Below are 16,974 nucleotides of genomic sequence, written 5' to 3'. Positions count from 1 at the left end.
TTTGATGAGCGACAGACCCGTTGTCGGATTTATCGGTCTTGGCCTCATGGGCCATGGGATTGCGAAAAACATACGCAAAGGCGGCTACGAAATGTGGGTCCGCGACCCCTTTAATCGCGCGTCGGTCGAAAGCCTGATTTCGATAGGCGCCCAAGAGTCCGCAAGCCCAAAAGACATGGCAGGCAAGTGTGACGTCATCCAAATATGCCTCCCCAGCTCACACCATGTCGAAAGCGTCGTCCGGGGCGAAGACGGGATCATTGCCGGCGCTCGAAGCGGACTGGTCGTCATCGACGCTTCCACCGCTGATCCCGGTTCCACGGCTAAGCTCGCAGCGGAGTTGTCCGAAAAAGGTGCTCGACTGGTCGATGCCCCCTTGGGGCGCACCCCCAAGGAAGCTGAGGCGGGTACACTCGACGCGATGGTCGGTTGCGACGAGAACCTGCTGGAGGTCGTCCGTCCGATCATTGAATGCTGGGCCGGCACGATCACCCATGTCGGGCCTGTAGGCAGTGGGCACAAGATGAAGCTTTTGATGAACTTCATCGGCATGTCGTATGGGGCACTGTTCTCGGAAGCGGTGGTGCTGGGCGCCAAAGTCGGCATCGCGCCGAAAGTCATTCGTAACGTGATTGGGCCGAGCCGCATGGGCAACGGCTTCTTCGACACCTTCATGCGGTACGTGGTGGATCGCGACCGCGACGCTCACAAATTCACGATCGCCAATGCAGCTAAGGACCTCCGTTATGTCACCACCATGGCTGCCGAAGCGGAGGTGGTGAGCATAATGGCCTCGGCCGCAAGGCACTACTACGCCCATGTGGAAGCTATTGGACACGCGAGCGATTTTGTTCCGATGCTGAGCGACCACGTAGGTGCGCTCAACGGGCTGAACTTGGCGGAAACGGCTCGATAGCGACGCCTCCGGCAACATCGATATCTCGGGAGAGCGGAATTTGAAGGGCATTGTTTTTTTGGGCGAACGGCGCTTGGCCCTGGTCGAAGTCGATGACCCAACACCTGGAGATGGCGAGGTTGTTGTTGAGATCAAGGCCTCGGGAATGTGCGGCAGCGATCTCCACCCCTATCGGGCGTCACAAGACCTTAGCCGCCCGTCTGAGTCTCGCGTGATCGGCGGTCACGAGCCATCTGGTATCGTGGCGGCCGTAGGTCGAGGCGTACCACGACATGTTGCCCGGGTAGGCGATCGGGTGATGGTGCACCATTACCATGGTTGCACCGTTTGCCGTCACTGTCGGACCGGCTGGCCACAACTTTGCGAGCCGATCACGCGCACGACGTACAGTGCCAATGCGCATGGCGCCCACGCTCCTTATATGAAGGTTTCTGCTGATACACTCGTGCCGCTGCACGACTCGTTGAGCTTCGAAGCCGGTGCCGCCATCGCTTGCGGAACCGGGACAGCGTGGGGTGCCTTGGAACGCCTGCAGCCGCGAGGAGACGAGACGATCGCTGTCTTCGGCCAAGGCCCTGTCGGGCTATCAGCAACTCTCCTGGCGTCTACCCGCGGTTCGCGTGTGATCGCGATCGATCTGGATGATGACCGCCTCGCCATGGCGAGGCAGTTCGGTGCCGACGAAACAATCAACGCGCGCGAGGCCAACGTCGCCGAGGTTCTGCGCGAACTGACCGGCGGTCAGGGGGTCGAGATGGTGGTAGAAACCTCCGGCTCGCCCCAGGCCGCCGCGGCAGGGCTGCAAGCTATCGCCGTTTGGGGCAAAGTGTGCATGGTCGGAATTGGCGGAAAGGTAACAGTCGATACCCAAGCCATGCTTGATCGCCAGATCACCGTCATGACCTCCTACACGATGTCGACCGTTGCTCAGAAATCGTGCGCGGACTTCGTTGTTTCCCGCAATCTCGACCTTGATCGCCTGTTCACACACCGTTGGCGCCTTGATCAGGCCGAGGATGCCTACCGTGTGTTCGATGCCCAGGTGAGCGGGAAGGGCGCTTTCATTTTTTGAGGGAAAGTGGCGGCTTCGCGCAACAATTGGCGGAGATGTTGCTTTCTGGGCAAACATGCCCCGATTTCCGTCCTCGTCTCTGCAATTGCCGTAGCCAGTCGTTCGGAAAGCGCTGCTCGGTTGACGGAATCAAAGACGGAGGAGTGCAGTACAGGTCGCCTGCGATAAGCTCTGACAAGCCTGCTACTCAAGGGCTTCCGCGGCCCAACCGTGAAACCGAAGCCGCAATGCCGAGCAACACCAGGATGATCCCGGCGATGTGGCCCAGCCTGATAGCCTCCCCAAGGAAAAGGTAGGAGAGAAGTAGTGCGGCGACCGGCAGGACGGACATGAAGATGCCCGCTTCGCCGCCGGTGACTCTTGACGAACCTGAATACCAGAGCCAAAACCCAAGAACCGTCGGAAACACACTGATATAGCCCGTCGCCAGCAAGGCTGGACCGGTGTACGCCATCGAGCCAAACATAAACACAAGGACGGCGAGCGGCAGTGTCAGGGCCAGCGAGATGCCACTCATCAAGGCCGCGAGGTAGAGGGGCGGCAGCGGTATCCCAATTCTCTTGTTCAGGATCGCAAACAGCGCCTCTCCCGAGACCGCGGTCACGACGAACAAGTTTCCCATCAATTGCCTGACATCAAATCCCATCCCGCTTGAGGATGAGAAATTGACCAGCAACGCACCTGACGTCGCTGCAGTGATGGCGACCCAAAGCCTGGCGCTTAGCCGTTCTCCCAAGGCAAGTGTTGCAACGAGGGCGGCCAATACCGGCAGCAAGCCATGAATGACGCCTGCACTTGCGCTGGTTGTCATCGCCAAGGCGACAATCATCAGGATGCTGTAGCCGGCGCTTCCCGCGGCGGCTTGGAGCGCGACGATCAGGAACTGGCGCACCGTCAGCCGAGGGGTAGCGGTCCTTGTCAGATAGATGAGGCCAATGAAGATCGGGGTCGAGATCAGGAACCGCAGGGGCACCGCCAGAAGTGGATGCATCCCGCCCGCTATCACCTTGGACGCAACGACGCCGGATCCGACCAGCGTCATGGCCGCGGACATCAGCACCGCCGCCGTCAATCTCTGCGAAATCATCGCAAGGCCCATCAACTGACGGTGTAGGCGAGGCGGGACCGCGCCTCTTTCAGAGCAGTGGCCCACCATTTGAGCTGATGCAGCATGGTCTTTGCGGCTCCCGAACTCCTGTCGGGATTCAAGGGGCCCGCGTCGCCGGAAAAATGCTCCCAGACGGCGTGGAAGCTCACGGCATCGCGGACGGTGACGGCGTGAAGCTCGGCAAAGACCTGCCTGAGATGCTCCACCGCTCGCAGACCGCCGGAGACACCGCCATATGACACAAACCCGACGGCCTTTGCGTGCCACTCCTCGTTGGCCTGGTCTATCGCGTGTTTGAGATGGGCCGGATAGCTGTGATTGTATTCGGGCGTTACCACCACGAAAGCGTCGGCGTCTGCAAGCTGGCGCATAAGCGCGCTGGTGGCCGGCGTAGGCTCTGTGGGGTGGAGAGGCGGCAACTCGATTTCGGCGATATCGATGACTGAAACGTCGAACTGGCCGGCTTCGCGAGCTTCGCGCGCGAACCAATGTCCGACCTTGCCTCCATATCGCTGTTCACGGGTGCTCCCGATCAGCACCGCAAGTTTGAGATGCTCGCTCATGTCAATTCCGAGGTTGTTGTGGACGTGAGAGCAATGACATGTTCTCTCGATCTATGAGATTGCTAAAATCTTGCTAAATATGATCTATCTAATCGATCATGCTCGATGCTCTAACGCTTGACCAACTGCGCATGTTTGTCGCCGTGGCGGAAGCGGGCAGCTTTCGCCTAGCTGCGGGCAGGCTCAGCCGTGCGCAGTCCGCGGTAAGCCATTCGGTGGCGAATCTCGAAATGGAATTGGGCACGTCGCTTTTCGACCGCAGCTCTCACAGGCCCGTCCTGACCGTGGAAGGGCGGGCTTTGCTGGAAGACAGTCGCTCGCTGCTGCTGCGGGCGGACCTGCTGCGCGCCAAGGCGAGGGGCATGGGAAGCGGGCTCGAGATCGAACTCATCGTGATGGCGGATACGCTGTTTCCCGTTTCAATCATCGGCGAGGCGCTCGGCCGGCTCCACGCCGCTTTTCCATCGGTGAGTGTAGAGCTGTGTAGTGGAACGTTCGGACAACCCGCGCATGCGCTGCTTGGCGGAACAGCTGATATTGCGATCACAGTGGGCGAAGACCTGAGAGATTCGCGGTTGGAGTTCGAGGCGCTCACGCCCGTTTCGTTGACCTCTGTTGTTGGTGCCACTCACCCTCTCGCCAGCCGCGCCAAGGAAGCCCGAGTGAGTGCGGTTGATCTCGCGGACTTCGTTCAGGTCGTGCTGGTCGATCCCAGTGGCCGGACGCAAGGAACGGACTTTGGTGTTTTGTCGCAACGAAGGTGGCGTGTTGGCAGCCAGGCGGAAAAGCTCGAATTGATACGAGCGGGCGTCGGCTGGGGCAGGCTTCCCGAATGGCTTATTGCGGGCGACTTCAAAGAAGGGCGGCTCGTGCCGCTTCCGGCGGCAGCTTTGGGGAAGGACGGCAGGACCGTGAACTGGTCGTATATTGCACATCGGCTCGATAAACCCTTGTTGCCGGCGGCAGCATTTTTGCGATCGGCCCTTCAGGAGATTGCCGCTTCGGAGAAAACCCCCTCACGTGTTGGGAAGGACTAAGGTCGAAGCGGTACAGCTTGGCATGGTCGAAATCTGGCACCCACAGTGGATCACCGTTTGTTTAAGGCGGAGGTTTCCCTGTTTGGCTCAAGCTTTCCCTGTTAGGCTGCCTAGGGAAAATCCATATAACGGATTGAATCAACGTCGTTATTTCGCGTTAAAACCAGCCCGCGCGCCTAAAGACTCTGTAAATTCGCTGTTTTTAGACGCCTAACAGGGAAATCGGCGCAGAGGCTGGTTCGCATATGACTGCCAGCACCACCATTGTCGTTGTTTATCAATTACTTATCGCCAGCTTCTTCGCCCGGTTAGCCAGATCCTGGCGGCGGAAAACCTGCCACGTCGGAAGCCAAGATCGCCGCAAGCCTGCGTTGCTCTTCTCTCGCAAGGGACGACCCTCCCGCCAGTCGGAACAATTTCAGCCTGAGAAACGGCGCGAGCGAGCCTTGTTCGGATGCCTGGAATCCGAAATTGGCCCTAGGGGAGCATAACGCCACCGTCTTTATTTGTATCTGATCTGCTGATACATAACCTCGTGTGACGAGTGCGGGGCCATATGTCGAATGAAATCATGGTTGTCGATCCGCTTGAGCGGCTTGACTTGTTGAAGAGCCTCGCGAGCGAGGTCCGGGTCCGGATTCTCGATCTGCTGCACCGCAAGGGGCCGAAAAACGTCAATCAAGTGGCCGAAGAACTGGGTCTTCCGCAATCAACGATTTCCGCAAACATCCAGGTTCTTGTCGATGTCGGTTTGATCGAGACGAAATCGCAAAAGGCGCGCAAGGGAAGCCAGAAGGTTTGCTATTCGACTTTCTCCGAGTTGGTTGTCGTCTTTAAGGACCGCACTCCGGCGCAGGATCTCGGCGTCATAGAAGTGGCGATGCCGCTTGGACTCTATACGAGATGCGAAGTTTCCGCTCCCTGCGGCCTGTGTTCAAAAGACGGCGTCATCGGACTTCTCGATGTGCCCGACACCTTTCTCGATCCTGACCGTATGCGGGCAGGGCTGCTGTGGTTCACGCGCGGCTTCGTCGAATACCAGTTTCCCAACAATGCGACGCTTGCCAATGCCAAGGTCGGCGGATTGGAACTAGCGATGGAGCTTTCGTCGGAGGTCCCGGGCACATCGAAGGATTGGCCATCGGACATCACGGTAGCGATCAACGGACACGAGATAGATACCTGGACGGCGCCGGCCGACTATGGCGACAAGCGCGGCAAGCATACGCCCGGCTGGTGGAAGCTGGCCGGATCGCAATATGGCGACCTCGCACACTGGCGCGTCACGAACAACGGCACCTATCGCAACAACAACAAGGTTTCCAAATGCTCGCTGACTGATCTGGAGCTCGAGCGGCACCGCTCGATCCGGATACGAATCGGCGTGAAGGAAGATGCGCGTCACCCCGGCGGCATAAACATCTTCGGTAGCGGCTTCGGCAATTACAGCAACGACATCGTTCTGCGCCTGCTGAAGGCCTAAGGGCGCGGTCTCACGGAAACTGCGAACTGCTCCACTCTTTGTTTGGACGTAATTCCCAAGGGAAAGCGCTACGGCTTTCCAGGAAAGCCGCACACATCTTTCCTGGAATTGCTCGAGGCCCTTGACGGGCGGGCGAACTCCACCCTTAACTGACCCATGACCCGGATATAAATCGGAAAGTCGGATTGATAGTCCGCAGTGGGAGGGATCATGAAGGCCAGAGTCACGGCGAACGCGGCCTATGCCGTCGCGGATATCGACAAACGTCTTTACGGCTCGTTCCTGGAGCATCTTGGCCGGGCGGTCTATACGGGCATCTACGAGCCCGGACATCCGCAAGCGGACGCAGAAGGGATGCGCAAGGACGTGATCGGGCTGGTGCGTGCGCTCGACACGCCGATCTGCCGTTATCCCGGTGGCAACTTCGTATCCGCCTACAATTGGGAAGACGGCATAGGGCCAAAGGAGAGCCGCCCGCGGCGGCTCGATCTTGCGTGGCGCACCACGGAGCCCAACCTGGTTGGCATCCATGAATTCGCCGACTGGGCCGAAAAGGCCGGCACCGAGATGATGCTTGCCGTCAATCTCGGTTCGCGCGGCCTCGACGAGGCGCGGGCGTTCGTTGAATACGTCAATCACCCGGGCGGCAGCTACTGGTCCGACCTCAGGGCCAGGAACGGACGCCCGCAACCCTGGAACTGCCGCCTCTGGTGTCTCGGCAATGAAATGGACGGTCCCTGGCAGGTTGGCCATAAGTCGGCCAGCGAATACGGCCATCTCGCCAACGAGACCGCCAAGGCGCTGCGCGGCCTCGACCCGACGGTGGAACTGGTCGTGTGCGGCTCGTCGCATTCCAATATGCCGACCTATCCGCAGTGGGAAGCGACGGTGTTGGAAGCGACCTACGAGCAGGTCGACTACATCTCCCTCCACATGTATTTCGAGAATTACGAGAAGAATACGGCCGAATATCTCGCTCTTCCGGCCAAGCTAGATCGCTACATTGGCACGGTCGCGGGCATCATCGACTACGTGAAGGCCAAGACCCGCTCGAAGCGGGACGTGAAGATCTCCTTCGACGAGTGGAACGTCTGGTACCATCAGCGCAAGCAGGACGCCGAGCGCATGCGCGGCTGGGACTGGCCGGAAGCGCCCAGGCTTCTGGAAGACATCTACAATTTCGAGGACGTGCTGCAGGTCGGTTGCATCATCAACACCTTCATCCGCCGGTCGGATATCGTTCGCATCGCCTGCATCGCGCAACTGGTGAACGTGATCGCGCCGATCATGACCGATCCCGGCGGCGCCGCCTGGCGGCAAACGATCTACTGGCCATTCATGCTGGCCTCCAGGCACGGCCGCGGCACCGCGCTGCAACTCGCGGTCGAGGTGCCTACCTATGACGCGGCCGCGGCCGACAAAGTGCCGTGGCTCGACATTGCAGGCGTGCACGATTCGAGCGCCGGCACGCTGACCTTTTTTGCCATCAACCGGCACGGGTCCGAGGCGATAGAGGCCGACGTCGCCCTCGAGCGGTTTGCCGCCAAGTCCATCGAGCACACGATCATCCGTCACGACGACCTCGAGGCCTGCAACACGAAGGACGCACCGGACAACGTATCGCCTGTCAAAGGCAACGGGGCAGCGCTCACCAGCAAGGGAATGACACTTAACTTGCCGCCGCATTCCTACTCGATGGTCCGCGTGACGCTCTGAGTTAATATCCGGTTATCTGATATATACCCTAAAATCCGTTGCAGGCGGTTCGGTTTGGTGTAGCATTGAGACGTTCAAGGCGGATCTAACCGCCGTACTCGGGAGGAGCTGAGATGAACTTTCGCAAGATGATGGCCCTAGCGGTGGTTGCGGCCGGAGGATTTTGGGCCGTCGCGGCCCACGCCGAAGAAACCGTCGCATGGTGGGATTTCCTCGGCGGCGGTGACGGTGTGCGCATGAAGCAGATGATCTCCGACTTCAACGCCGCCCACGCCGGCAAGATCAAGATCGACGCCACAACGCTGGAGTGGGGCACGCCCTTCTACGCGAAGGTGCAGACCTCGGCCGCGGTCGGTGAGGCGCCTGACGTCATGACCTATCACGCCAGCCGCATCCCCTTGGCGGTGAGCCAGGACATTCTCGAAGAAATCACCGCCGACGATATGAGCAAGATGGGCCTCTCGGGCTCGGACTTCGCCCAGACGACGATGGGCGCCGTGACGGTCGACGGCAAGCAATACGCGGTGCCGCTCGATACCCATCCGATCGTCCTGTACTACAATCGCGCCCTCCTGAAGAAGGCAGGCGTGCTCGGCGACGACGGCCGTCCCTTAGGTATGAGAAACAAGGAAGAATTCACCGCGACGCTGCAGAAGTTGAAGGATGCCGGTGTCGAGTTCCCGCTGGGCAGCGTCACCGCCGACGGCAACTTCATGTACCGCACCATTTATTCGCTGGTGTGCCAGCAAGGCGGCGAGCTTCTGACGGGCAACGAGTTCCTCGCCGGCGACAATCCTGAAAAGCTGGCGAAAGCGTTAGCGGTCCTGCAAGGATGGACGAAGGCCGGGCTGCAGTCGACCTATACGGACTATCCCGCGACCGTCGCCCTGTTCACCTCGGGCAAGGCCGCAATGATGATCAACGGCGTTTGGGAAGTTCCCACGATGACCGACCTCGCCAAGCAAGGCAAGCTGTTCGACTGGGGCGCCGTCGAGATCCCGGTGATCTTCGACAAGCCATGCACCTATGCGGACAGCCATTCATTCGCAATCCCGAAGAACAAGGGCAAGGAAATCAGCCCGGAAAAGCGTGCCGCCGTTCTCGAGGTGATCTCCTGGATGGACAAGCACTCGCTGTTCTGGGCCACGGCAGGGCACATCCCGGCCTACAAGCCAGTCACCGAAACGGCTGAATACAAGGCAATGGAGCCCAATGCGACCTACTCGACGCTGACGGCCAACATGATCTTCGATCCGAAGTCGCCCAAGGCTGGTGTCGCCGGGCCGATCTTCGACATCATGTCCAATTATTTCGTGCCGACCCTCAATGGAGAGATGGACCCCGGCGAGGCGGTGAAATCCATCAAGGATGAGCTGAACAGCATGTAGGGCTCAAGGGCTGGGACCGTCCTGTCCAGAGCGGTCCCAGTCATATTTGAGGAAGAGCCATGCTTCGCAACTCCCGCACTGAACGTCTTGTCGCGCTGGTGCTGGTCGCTCCCTTCCTGGCGATCTATCTGCTGGCGTTCGTCTATCCGATGGTCCAGATGTTCCGCATCTCCTTCACCGATGCGCCGCTGATCGGCGCGGGTCGGTGGGTTGGTCTCGACAACTACCTGCGGCTCGACAACGACCCGATGTTCCGGCGCGCGCTCTGGAACACCGCTTATTTCGTGCTGATGACGGTCGTCCCAGGGACACTCATCGCCCTGTCGATCGCGCTAGGCGTGTCGCGGCTCAAGGGCCGCTTCCAGTCGATCGTGCTGGCGCTGTTCTTCCTGCCCTACATCCTGCCGGTGTCCGTCGTCTATCTGATCTGGGACTGGACGCTGAATTTCCAGTTCGGGATCGCGATGCATGTGCTGGACTGGCTCGGAATCCCGCGCGTGCCGGTCTTCAAGTCGCGCGTCTGGTTCTTGCCGGCTGTGGCCGGGGTGACAATCTGGTGGACCGCGGGCTTCTCGATCCTCCTCTTCCTTGCCGGACTGCGGTCCATACCAGCGGAGATCTACGAAGCCGCGGCGCTCGACAACTCGGCGCGATGGACCACGTTCCGGCGCATCACCTGGCCGCTGCTGTGGCCGATCACCTCGCTGGTGTTCACCATCCAGCTCATCCTGCAGCTCAAGATCTTCGACCAGGTCTATCTGTTCTCGATCGGCGGCCGGCCGAACGACAATATGGTGCTCGTCTACTACGTCTTCCAGAAGGCCTTCCAGCAGAACCAGGGAGGCAGGGCGGCGGCCGTCGCCGTCACCCTCTTCGTGCTTGTGGTGGTCGTCTCGGTCCTGCAATTCCAACTGCTCCGGTTCGCCGAAAGGCGGCGCCGATGAACGCCGCGGCTGCGCACCGCTGGAACTTCTGGGGCGGGATCATCACCGCACTGACGCTCGTCTGGGCCGTCCTATGGGCGTTTCCGCTCTACTGGGGTGTGATCTCATCGCTCAAACCGGACGACGAGGTCGTGCGGCCCTACATCGAACTCTGGCCCGAGACGCCGACGCTGGAGAACTACATCAGCGCCATGACCACCACGCAGATCGGCGCCTGGTACGTCAATTCAGTGGCGGTCGCGGTCGGCGTAACGGTCATCACCATCTTCATCTCGATGCTGTGCGGCTACGCAATCTCGCAGTTGCGGTTCCCCGGGCGGATCGCGCTTTGGTGGCTGATCCTTGCCTCCTTCATGGTGCCGACTTCGGCGCTGATCATCAATCACTTCGTGCTGGTCGCCAACCTCGGCCTGCTCAACAGCTGGGCCGGAATCATGTTGCCGCAGCTCATCCACCCCGTCATCATCATCGTGTACAAGCAGTTTTTCGATCAGGTTCCGAAGGACTTCCGCGAGGCCGCGGTCATGGACAATGCGTCTGAATTCGGGATCCTTTTCAAGATCTACATGCCGATGAACTGGGGGGTAACGACGGCGCTGTCGATCGTCTGCTTCATCTGGACGTGGAACGCCTTCTTGTGGCCGTTCCTCTCGGTGACCCGCACCGAGATGATGACCATCACGGTCGGCATCACGCAGGTCAACGACGCCTTCGGTGTCTACTACGCACGCCAGCTGTCGGCAGCCGTACTGGCCGGCCTGCCGGTGGCACTGGCCTACCTCTTCTTCCAGCGCCGGGTGACCGAAGCGATAACGCTCTCGGCAGGTATCAAGGGCTAGAACCCGGCAAGTGCACCGCAATGCCGGAGGACACGACCGGCTCGGCGGGTTCAGGCTCCGTCGGCGCGTGCGTGCCAGGCCGACCCGTCCGCGGCGAAGAGATGCAGGGCCGTGGTGTCGAACTTCAGCCGAACGGCGTCGCCCGGTTTGACGCTCGAAAGCCCGCGATCCTGTGCCGTCACCTGCGTCCCATCCGCGAGCCGCGCATAGACGAGCGTTCGCTCGCCAAGTCGCTCGACAACGGTGGCCGTGGCGGATGTTTGATTGCCCTCAGCGACGACGGTCAGAGATTCCGGCCGCACTCCGAGTTCGCGCCAATCCATGTTGGCCGGCGTGCCAGGAAGTTCGACGAGCGATCCATCGGTCAAGCGCGCATTGAGCCTGTCGCCTGAGCCCGAAACCGTAACAGGCAGGATGTTCATTGCCGGAGACCCGACGAAGGTCGCGACGAATCGCGACGCCGGACGTGCATAGACATCGACGGGTCTTCCCATCTGCTCTATCCGGCAATTGTTGAGGATCACAATGCGGTCGGCGAGCGTCATCGCCTCCACCTGATCGTGGGTGACGTAGATCATCGTCGACTTCAAACGCTGATGCAGTTCGGCAAGCTCGACGCGTGTACGGGCGCGAAGCGCCGCGTCCAGATTGGAGAGTGGCTCGTCGAACAGGAATGCCTTGGGCTCCTTGACGATCGCACGCCCGATGGCCACGCGCTGGCGCTGCCCGCCGGAGAGCTGCGACGGCCGCCGGTGAAGCAGCGCTTCGATCTCCAGGATACGCGCAGCCTCGGCGATCCGCTGGCGGATGACATCCGGCGCGACCCGAATGTTCCTCAGTCCAAAGGCCATGTTCTCCGCGACCGTCATATGTGGGTAAAGGGCATAATTCTGGAAGACCATCGCAACGTTGCGCCTGCCCGGCGCAAGGTTCTCCGAGCGCACCCCGTCGATCGTCAGCGTGCCCACGTCAATGCTTTCGAGGCCGGCGATCATGCGCAGCAGCGTCGTCTTGCCGGAACCGGACGGACCGAGAAACACGACCAGTTCTCCCGGCTCGATGTCCAGGCTCACGTCACGGATCACTTCGACGGCGCCGAAGTGCTTTGATACGCCCGAAAGCGTGATTCCCGTCATGCTTGCGATCCTTCTTTCCTACATAATTTCGGATAAATACCCGATGTCAAGGAATGTTGAGCTACGGCACAATGGGCGCCTCATTCCTGGTCCGCGGAACAGCTGCCAGCTGTCCTGCCAACAAGTGGGCGGTTTAGGAGGTTCGCCGGACCATACGAGAGCATACGAAGGAAATCGGTTGGCGAACCAGCCGCCAGCGTATTGATCATGTCGGAAAACGATGACCCTCCGGGCCCGCCATTGTCGTTGTTATCAATGGCTTAGTCTTGATTTCTTCTCTCAAATCGCCTTTGGCTGAATCTCAGCGCATCGTGCTGATTTTGTTGACTTGCGGTGGGCCGCTGGGAGCCGTCAAACGAACGGCGGTTTTGCGTCTCATATGGGCCGGTGTGGTAAGGTTCCGGCGTTTCCGAAAAACGGTCATTGCTGGTGGCCTTGGGGAGGCCGATCGTAGTCAATTCAGTTCGTCAGGCCGCGCGGCTGAAGCGGTCGATCCTGAAATCATCGAGCGGCGTTTCGCAACGGCCGGTCGTGATGAGTTCGGCCATGGCGTCGCCGACGCCGGGCCCGAGCTGGAAGCCGTGTCCGCAAAAGCCGAAGGCGTGGAACAGGCCCGGCGTCGTCGCCGAGCATCCCATCACCGGCAGCATGTCCCGCACATAGCCCTCGCAGCCGGACCAGGTGCGGATGACCGCGACCTTCGCGATTGCCGGCAGCAGCCGTGCGACGGCGCGCAATTGTAACGGCAGGCGCGTGGGGTCGGCTCTTGCATGGCCGGGTTCGAGGTCCACCGGCACCCTTTCGGCCGCGCCGCCGAAGACGATGTTGCCGCGCTCGACCTGGCGCAGATAGGCGCCGTACTCCTTGTCGCGGGTCCAGATGCCGACCACGGGGAGAATTCTGTGCGGCAGCGGCTCGGTCACGCCCATCTGCGGGCCGCGGGCCTCGAGCGGGACCTCTTCGCCGAACTGTGCGGCGATGCGCGCGCCCCAGGCACCGGCGGTGTTGAGCAGGCATTCGGCAGCGAACGCACCCTTCGAGGTGGCGACGTGGAAACCGGAGTTATCGCGGCTGACGCTCTCGACCTCGGCTTCCTCGATGATTTCCGCGCCCAGCCCGCGGGCCGCCTCGGCAAAGGCTGGCGCGATCAGCCGCGGGTTGCCGCTGCCGTCCCGCGGCGAGAACGACGCAGCGATCGCTTCGGGGCCGAGGTCGGGAAAGCGGACACGGATCTCGCGCGGGGTCAGTTCCTCCAGCTCGAGCCCCCAGGGTCGCGCCGTGTCGGCATAGGCCCGCATGTCGGCGAGACCGCCCTCATCGAAGATCAGCCGGATGTGTCCGGTGGCGCGGAACTCCACGTCACGGCCAAGCATCCTTTCGGCCTTGCCCCACAGCTTGAGCGAGCGGTGGGCCAGCGGAAGCTGGGACAGATGGCGCCCGGTGCGTCGGATATTGCCGAAAGAGGCGACGGTTGCTCCGGTGCCGATTCGGTTGCGCTCGATCAGCGTCACGCGCGCGCCGCGCCTGGCCAGGAAATAGGCCGAAGCCGTCCCCATCAGGCCGCCGCCCAGCACGATCACATCCATAGCGGCCCCTCGCAAACAGTGCCCGAATTTCGACCGATCTTGTCGACGCCGCGCCGATGCGTCAAAGATGGGTTTGGACGAAAACCATAAGCTTGACCTATGGAGTGACAATGCGGGCGCGGCAGCTCGAAGTGTTCATCGCCGTCATGCGCGCCGGCACCGTGACCGCCGCGGCGCGGATGCTGAACATCTCCCAGCCTGCGCTCAGCCAGATCCTGCTCCACACCGAGGACGAACTCGGCTTCACGCTGTTCGAGCGCGTCAAGGGACGGCTGCGGCCGACGCCCGAGGCGCTTGAGATTTTCGCCGATGCCGAAAGGCTGTCGGCGGGGCTGGAGGGCCTGCGGCGCAAGACCACCGACCTGCGCCTGGGTCGGGCTGGGCTCGTGCGTGTCGCGGCCTCGCCGCCGCCGGCCATGGCGATATTGCCGCGCGCGTTCACCAGTTTCCGGGCGCAGCATCCAGGCATTCTGCTGCGTTCCCACATGGCGCCGATCGCAGCCATCGTCGACATGCTGCGCGCCGGCGACGCCAGCCTGGGCGTCGCCTTGGACGACCGCCTGCCTCCCGATATCGAGGCGGAGGTGATCGGCAGTGTCGGCTTCGCCTGCCTGCTGCCGGCCGGGCATCCGTTGGCCAGGAAAGCCGAGTTGACGCTCGCCGATCTCGCCGGAGAGGAGCTGATATCCTATCGCGGAAACACCCGTCCCGCCGACGAACTGGCCCATGCGGCCCGCGCGCAGGGCGTGGCGCTTTCGCCCTCGCTCGAGATCGACGTCTCCATCTCCGCCGTCGGCTTCGTCCAGGCTGGTCTCGGCATCGGGCTCGTCGACGCCCTGCTGCCTTGGCGCCAGTTTGCCGGGCTTGCCGTCAGGCCGCTGGCAGCGGGGCCGGAATTTCCCATCGCTCTGCTCACCTCGCGCACACGCGCCCTTGCACGGGCCGACGAGATGATGCGCGACCAGATCCGCGCCGCCTGCTCTGCCGTTCTGGGCGGCGACAAGGCAAAGGCATAAGCAAACCTTATATGCTTGCCCATCATCCATCTTGGACCCAGACCGGCCAGCCGTGCCAGCTTTCTGCAGGCAGACAGGAAGGGACGCACCATGGATGGGGTCATCACTGGGGATGAGGCGCAAAGCGGAACCGACTGGAAGGTCGGCGTCGATATCGGCGGGACTTTCATCGATTTCTGCGCGCTCGAGGCGAACTCGGGACGCGTGGCCTCGCTGAAGGTGCTGACGACGCCGGAGGACCCGGGCGCCGAGCTGATGACGGGCCTCACCCTTCTGGGCGAGCGCGAATGCTTCGATCCGACCCATATGACACGCTTCGTGCACGGCACGACCGTCGGCATCAACACCATCATTCAGCGCAAGGGCGCGCCACTGGCACTCTTCACCAATGCCGGCTTCGAGGACGTCATCGAGCTGGCGCGGCTTCGCATGCCGGACATGTATTCGCTGTTCTGCGCGCGGCCGGATCCGCTGATCGCGCGCGACATGGTGTTCGGCATTCCGGCCCGCATGCGTGCCGATGGAAGCGAATCCCAGGCACCCGACATGGCGGCGGTGGAGCGTGCGGTGACGGCGGCAAAAGCGAACGGGGCGCAGGGGATTATCGTGTCCTTCCTCCATGCCTGGCGCAACGGCGCGCAGGAGGCTTCGGTGAAGTTGGCGGTCGCGCGCCTTGCGCCTGATCTCTTTGTCTTCACCTCGGCCGAGGTCTGGCCGGTCATCCGCGAATATGAGCGCAGCTCGACCGCCATCCTTAACGGCTATGTTCATCCACGCGTCTCTGGCTACCTGACGGCGCTGGAAGAGCGGCTGAAGCGTCGTGGCGTGCCGGCCCGGCCGATGCTGACCAAGTCGAATGGCGGGCTGATGAATGCTGCAGAAGGCAAGCGCGCCTGCGTCAACATGCTTTTGTCGGGAACGGCCTCAGGCGTCATCGGTGCCTCGTGGCTGGCGCGCCAGGCGGGCGAAGACAAGGTGCTGACCCTCGACATCGGCGGCACCTCCGCCGACTTCGCGCTGATCATCGGCGGCGAGGCGCAGTTCGGCACCGGCGAGCTGATCGGCGAGTTTCCGCTCCACATCCCCTCCGTGTCGGTGAGCTCGATCGGCGTCGGCGGCGGCTCGATCGCCAGCGTCGATGCGCAGGGCGTGCTGCGGGTCGGACCGGAATCGGCGGGTTCGACGCCGGGGCCGGCATGCTACGGCCGTGGCGGCACCCAGGCGACGGTCACGGACGCCATGGTGGTGTGCGGATGGCTCGGTCACAGCGAGATGGCCTATGGCCAGCTCCGGATCGATACCGGGCTGGCGCATAGCGCGGTCGGCGAGCTTGCCGCCCGGCTCGGCCGCCCGGTCGAGCAGACCGCGCAGGCGATCCTCGACATCGCGGTGTCGGAGATGTTCGTCGAGGTCGAGAAGCTTGCCTCGCGCGCCGGCGTCGACCTGCGCGAATTCACGCTGATGCCCTTCGGCGGCGGCGGCCCGATGCTCGGCGCCTTCCTTGCCCGCGAACTCGGCATGAAGCGTGTCATGGCGCCGCGCCGCCCCGGCGTGGTGTCGGCGCTGGGCGGGCTGGTGGCGGACCTGCGCGGGGATTTCATACGCACCATCTTCAGCCCGCTGACGGCTGCGTCGCTCCCCGAGATTCGCGAGGCCTTCGATGCTCTCGCGCAAGAGGGGCGCGACTGGCTCGCGGCGCAGGGCCACGACGCGGCGGCTGAGCTCACTCTCTCCTGCGACATGCGCTATCTCGGCCAGAGCTATGAGATCGAGGTCGTCCTTTCACCGCAATGGCTGGCGGACGCCGACCCGGAGGCAATCGAGCAGGCCTTCCACCGCACCCATGAGCAGCTCTACGATTTCCACGACCCGGACGGCGAGATCGAGCTTGTGAACGTGCGGCTGTCCGCCATCGGCGCGGGGCCGAAACTCTCCTTCCCGGAGACAGACGAGATCGGCGCCGCCGCCATTCCGGCGCGCCGCCTCCCGGTCTACACGGGCGCGAGCCTCGAAGTCGTGGACCTCCACGACCGGCAGACCCTGGTGCCGGGCAGCACCTTCCGAGGGCCTGCGGTGGTCGTGCAGGAAGATACTACCTTCGCCATTCCCGCGGGAGCGCAGGCGCAGGTCGACCGCCACCTCAACCTTCTGCTGACCTTCGCGGAGTGAC

The 16,974-nt window shown here is 62.1% G+C and carries 14 protein-coding genes; 10 read left to right on the top strand and 4 right to left on the bottom strand.

Annotated features, from left to right (window positions below; translation table 11 throughout):
- The first annotated feature begins 4 nt into the window (after window positions 1-4).
- On the top strand, window positions 5-916 hold the full coding sequence (locus PU724_RS00810) for an NAD(P)-dependent oxidoreductase (protein ID WP_354419183.1): 912 nt from the start codon (window positions 5-7) through the stop codon (window positions 914-916).
- 40 nt (window positions 917-956) lie between these two features.
- Entirely contained in the window at window positions 957-1,988 is a 1,032-nt protein-coding gene (locus PU724_RS00805; RefSeq protein ID WP_354419181.1) for a zinc-dependent alcohol dehydrogenase family protein, read from the top strand.
- 187 nt (window positions 1,989-2,175) lie between these two features.
- Here PU724_RS00805 and PU724_RS00800 read toward each other — a convergent pair whose 3' ends face one another.
- Together PU724_RS00800 and PU724_RS00795 are read right to left on the bottom strand one after the other, a co-directional pair.
- The gene (locus PU724_RS00800; protein ID WP_426212983.1) at window positions 2,176-3,087 is read right to left on the bottom strand and encodes a DMT family transporter; all 912 of its coding nucleotides are present in this window, start codon (window positions 3,085-3,087) and stop codon (window positions 2,176-2,178) included.
- Window positions 3,087-3,659, bottom strand: a complete 573-nt coding sequence (locus tag PU724_RS00795; RefSeq protein ID WP_354419178.1) for an NADPH-dependent FMN reductase — start codon at window positions 3,657-3,659, stop codon at window positions 3,087-3,089. The genes PU724_RS00800 and PU724_RS00795 overlap by 1 nt, the downstream gene beginning before the upstream one ends.
- Window positions 3,660-3,757: 98 nt before the next feature.
- Here PU724_RS00795 and PU724_RS00790 point away from each other — a divergent pair, with 98 nt between their 5' ends.
- From PU724_RS00790 to PU724_RS00765, 6 genes are all read left to right on the top strand, one after another.
- The gene (locus tag PU724_RS00790) at window positions 3,758-4,696 is read left to right on the top strand and encodes a LysR family transcriptional regulator (protein ID WP_354419177.1); all 939 of its coding nucleotides are present in this window, start codon (window positions 3,758-3,760) and stop codon (window positions 4,694-4,696) included.
- A 556-nt stretch (window positions 4,697-5,252) separates the two neighbouring features.
- Complete coding sequence (locus tag PU724_RS00785; RefSeq protein ID WP_354419175.1) at window positions 5,253-6,179, top strand: ArsR/SmtB family transcription factor; 927 nt, start codon at window positions 5,253-5,255, stop codon at window positions 6,177-6,179.
- Between the two features lie 210 nt (window positions 6,180-6,389).
- On the top strand, window positions 6,390-7,895 hold the full coding sequence (gene arfA, locus PU724_RS00780) for an arabinosylfuranosidase ArfA (protein ID WP_354419174.1): 1,506 nt from the start codon (window positions 6,390-6,392) through the stop codon (window positions 7,893-7,895).
- Window positions 7,896-8,008: 113 nt separating this feature from the next.
- A complete protein-coding gene (locus PU724_RS00775; protein ID WP_292099687.1) occupies window positions 8,009-9,283 on the top strand; it encodes an extracellular solute-binding protein in 1,275 nt (424 codons plus the stop codon).
- A 59-nt stretch (window positions 9,284-9,342) separates the two neighbouring features.
- Window positions 9,343-10,227, top strand: a complete 885-nt coding sequence (locus PU724_RS00770; protein ID WP_354419172.1) for a carbohydrate ABC transporter permease — start codon at window positions 9,343-9,345, stop codon at window positions 10,225-10,227.
- The gene (locus PU724_RS00765; RefSeq protein WP_354419170.1) at window positions 10,224-11,066 is read left to right on the top strand and encodes a carbohydrate ABC transporter permease; all 843 of its coding nucleotides are present in this window, start codon (window positions 10,224-10,226) and stop codon (window positions 11,064-11,066) included. The genes PU724_RS00770 and PU724_RS00765 overlap by 4 nt, the downstream gene beginning before the upstream one ends.
- A 50-nt stretch (window positions 11,067-11,116) precedes the next feature.
- Here the strand turns inward: PU724_RS00765 and PU724_RS00760 are convergent, their stop codons facing one another.
- Both PU724_RS00760 and PU724_RS00755 read right to left on the bottom strand, forming a co-directional pair.
- Window positions 11,117-12,202 (bottom strand): ABC transporter ATP-binding protein, encoded by a 1,086-nt coding sequence (locus tag PU724_RS00760; RefSeq protein ID WP_354419168.1) that lies wholly within the window; start codon window positions 12,200-12,202, stop codon window positions 11,117-11,119.
- Between the two features lie 467 nt (window positions 12,203-12,669).
- Window positions 12,670-13,788 carry an NAD(P)/FAD-dependent oxidoreductase gene (locus PU724_RS00755; protein WP_354419166.1) on the bottom strand — a complete coding sequence of 373 codons (1,119 nt, stop codon included), beginning with the start codon at window positions 13,786-13,788 and terminating at the stop codon, window positions 12,670-12,672.
- A 110-nt stretch (window positions 13,789-13,898) separates the two neighbouring features.
- On the opposite strand from PU724_RS00755, the gene PU724_RS00750 reads away from it, so the two are divergent.
- Both PU724_RS00750 and PU724_RS00745 read left to right on the top strand, forming a co-directional pair.
- Window positions 13,899-14,804 carry a LysR family transcriptional regulator gene (locus PU724_RS00750; protein WP_127282713.1) on the top strand — a complete coding sequence of 302 codons (906 nt, stop codon included), beginning with the start codon at window positions 13,899-13,901 and terminating at the stop codon, window positions 14,802-14,804.
- 90 nt (window positions 14,805-14,894) lie between these two features.
- Window positions 14,895-16,973, top strand: coding sequence for a hydantoinase/oxoprolinase family protein (locus PU724_RS00745; RefSeq protein WP_354419164.1), 2,079 nt, complete (start codon window positions 14,895-14,897; stop codon window positions 16,971-16,973).
- Window position 16,974 lies beyond the last annotated feature (1 nt).

This window comes from Mesorhizobium abyssinicae, from assembly GCF_049887195.1.
Taxonomy (GTDB): domain Bacteria; phylum Pseudomonadota; class Alphaproteobacteria; order Rhizobiales; family Rhizobiaceae; genus Mesorhizobium; species Mesorhizobium abyssinicae.
The sequence above is the reverse complement of the archived record's forward strand: the minus strand, read 5'-3'. Positions and strand labels throughout refer to the sequence as shown.

Excerpts from the sequence above, each read along its gene's own strand:
- PU724_RS00795 (WP_354419178.1), bottom strand. The coding sequence starts at position 3,659 with ATGAGCGAGCATCTCAAACTTGCGGTGCTGATCGGGAGCACCCGTGAA.
- PU724_RS00750 (WP_127282713.1), top strand. The coding sequence starts at position 13,899 with ATGCGGGCGCGGCAGCTCGAAGTGTTCATCGCCGTCATGCGCGCCGGC.
- PU724_RS00775 (WP_292099687.1), top strand. The coding sequence starts at position 8,009 with ATGAACTTTCGCAAGATGATGGCCCTAGCGGTGGTTGCGGCCGGAGGA.
- PU724_RS00790 (WP_354419177.1), top strand. The coding sequence starts at position 3,758 with ATGCTCGATGCTCTAACGCTTGACCAACTGCGCATGTTTGTCGCCGTG.
- PU724_RS00755 (WP_354419166.1), bottom strand. The coding sequence starts at position 13,788 with ATGGATGTGATCGTGCTGGGCGGCGGCCTGATGGGGACGGCTTCGGCC.
- arfA (WP_354419174.1), top strand. The coding sequence starts at position 6,390 with ATGAAGGCCAGAGTCACGGCGAACGCGGCCTATGCCGTCGCGGATATC.
- PU724_RS00760 (WP_354419168.1), bottom strand. The coding sequence starts at position 12,202 with ATGACGGGAATCACGCTTTCGGGCGTATCAAAGCACTTCGGCGCCGTC.
- PU724_RS00810 (WP_354419183.1), top strand. The coding sequence starts at position 5 with ATGAGCGACAGACCCGTTGTCGGATTTATCGGTCTTGGCCTCATGGGC.
- PU724_RS00770 (WP_354419172.1), top strand. The coding sequence starts at position 9,343 with ATGCTTCGCAACTCCCGCACTGAACGTCTTGTCGCGCTGGTGCTGGTC.
- PU724_RS00800 (WP_426212983.1), bottom strand. The coding sequence starts at position 3,087 with ATGGGCCTTGCGATGATTTCGCAGAGATTGACGGCGGCGGTGCTGATG.
- PU724_RS00745 (WP_354419164.1), top strand. The coding sequence starts at position 14,895 with ATGGATGGGGTCATCACTGGGGATGAGGCGCAAAGCGGAACCGACTGG.
- PU724_RS00765 (WP_354419170.1), top strand. The coding sequence starts at position 10,224 with ATGAACGCCGCGGCTGCGCACCGCTGGAACTTCTGGGGCGGGATCATC.
- PU724_RS00785 (WP_354419175.1), top strand. The coding sequence starts at position 5,253 with ATGTCGAATGAAATCATGGTTGTCGATCCGCTTGAGCGGCTTGACTTG.